2 protein-coding genes are annotated in these 2,086 nt (G+C 65.1%); both read right to left on the bottom strand.

Features of this window, described 5'->3' with window-relative positions; translation table 11 throughout:
• On the bottom strand, positions 1–1,554 hold a 1,554-nt coding region (locus H5407_RS23435), incomplete at its 3' end, for a condensation domain-containing protein (RefSeq protein WP_255501415.1).
• Positions 1,551–2,086, bottom strand: a 536-nt coding sequence (locus H5407_RS23430) for an AMP-binding enzyme (RefSeq protein ID WP_220800764.1), incomplete at its 5' end; no start/stop codon positions are given. The genes H5407_RS23430 and H5407_RS23435, both read right to left, overlap by 4 nt.

The following is a 2,086-nucleotide window of genomic DNA, read 5'->3' as shown; positions in this document are numbered from 1 at the left end:
CAGGGCCTGTGCCATCAGCGCGCAGACGTCCTGCGCGCGACCCCGCCCGGCCACCTGCGCGGTCAGGATCAGACTGGCGCCGCTGTCGTCCACGTCCATGTTGAACGGGTAGTTGCTGCTTTCCTCCGAGTGCACCAGCTCCAGGCCGAGTTCTTCTGACCACCGTTGAGGAAGTGTCTCGATATCCTGGCTGTGCCGGTAGTTCAGGAGTGCGCTGAACAGCACCTTGTCGCCAGGGAGTTCGCTGCAACGCTTGGCCAGGGACAGGGCTGCATGCTCATGCTGCAGCAGCCGGGCGAGATCGATATGGGCCTGCTGCAGGGCACCGGCAGCGTCCTTTCCGGTCAGGCGAATCCGCAAGGGCAAGGTGTTGATGTAGAGCCCCAGCGCACGATCCGCACCCGGCCCGGCCTGCATGCGCCCGAACATCACCGTGCCGAACACCACATCCTCTCGACCCGAAAGTGCGCCCAGCACCATCGCATAGGCCAGATGGCACACACTGGCCATGCTCTGGCCATGGGCGCGGGCCAGCCCCCGCAGGCTTGAGACCAATGACCCGTCGATTTTCCGCTGGGCCTGCTCGATGCCCAGGCCGCTTCCCATCACGTCATCAAGTCCGTAGGGCGTCGTTGGCTCATCAATGCCCGCCAGCATCTGACGGAAGAAGTGCTCATGCGCCTCGCGAGGCATCGCAAGCCTTGTCTGGGCCACGTAGTTGCGGTAAGGCTGCGGGGCAGCCAGCAGGTCTTCGCGCCCCATCATGACGGCCTCGATCTCCTGCTGCACCGTGTCCAGGGCGGTGTGATCGATGGCCAGGTGCTGCACCAGCAAGGCCAGCAGCCACGGCTCCCCATCGGAAGTGGCGTCGAGCTCACGGGCAATTCGCGCCTGCAGCATGGGCGCTTGACGCACATCCAGGCGAAGGTGTCGCGGGTCGGATTGACTGACCAGCTCTGCGCGGCTCATGGCCGGCAGCTCCAGCACCGCAAGCGCCGCGGAACGCTGCACGAGCTGGATGGGCTCCGGCAGCGACTCCCAATGCACCGAGCTGCGCAGGACGTCATGGCGATCGATGACCCGCTGCAGCGCCGACAGGTAGCTGTCCAGCTGATCACGCCGCCTGAAGCGCATCACGCTGCGCAGCAGATAGACATCCCCCCGTTCCTCCATCAGGTGGTGGAAGAGCATGCCCTCTTGAAGCGGAGCCAGCGGGTAGATGTCCTGAATGTTGGGGGCACCGCCAGGAATCCGCCCGATCAATTCATCGATCTGCGCCTGCGTCAGATGGACCAAGGGCAGCATCTCCGGCCTGATCGTCGTGGCCCCCTCGGGGATGGCCGCCGGCGGCGCAATCACCTGGCCGTCTCCCTGCATGCTGATCGCGCCGCCCTTCAGCGCGGCGATCAGCGCGGCCTTGTTCTGGCGCAGCAGTGTCAGCAGCTCCTGATCATCGAGGACGCCCTCTTCCGCCTTGACCGAAAGTTCATCGCCCTTCAAAGACAGGGCAACGCCCCGGGCATTCAAACTGCGCAGAAGCTCGGCAGTGCTCATAGAACGATTTCCCTAATTCGTTTGGTGCTGGCTGCAAAGCGCGCCAGCGTCGGTGACTGGAACAAGGTCGAGGCGTCGGCGCTCAGCGATGCCTGGCGCATGCGTTCAAGCATGCGAAGCGTCAAGAGCGAGTGCCCGCCCAGTTCGAAGAAGTTGTCATGCCGCCCCACCAGCGGCCGACCCAGGAGCTCCGACCAGATGGCCGCAAGCTCGGCCTCAATGGGGCCCTCCGGGGCGGCATAGCGTTCGGCGTGGAATGCGTCGTCGTCCGGCGGCGGCAATGCCTTCCGGTCCAGCTTCCCGTTCAGTGTGATCGGAAGTTGTGGCAGCCAGACGAAAGCACTGGGCACCATGTAATCAGGCAGTTCTGCGGATAGATGCTCGCGCAGCTGCTGCGGCGACAAGGGCTGTGCGCCCTCACCCAGGGTGTAGTAGGCCACCAGGCGCTTGTGCCCCGCATCGACCTGGTCCACCACGACGGCGGCCTGCGCCACCGCCGGGTGTTCCTGCAGCCGGCTCTGCACCTCGCCGG

Source organism: Mitsuaria sp. WAJ17 (assembly GCF_014174515.1).
Taxonomy (GTDB): domain Bacteria; phylum Pseudomonadota; class Gammaproteobacteria; order Burkholderiales; family Burkholderiaceae_C; genus Roseateles_B.
This window is presented reverse-complemented; position numbering and strand designations above follow the sequence as displayed.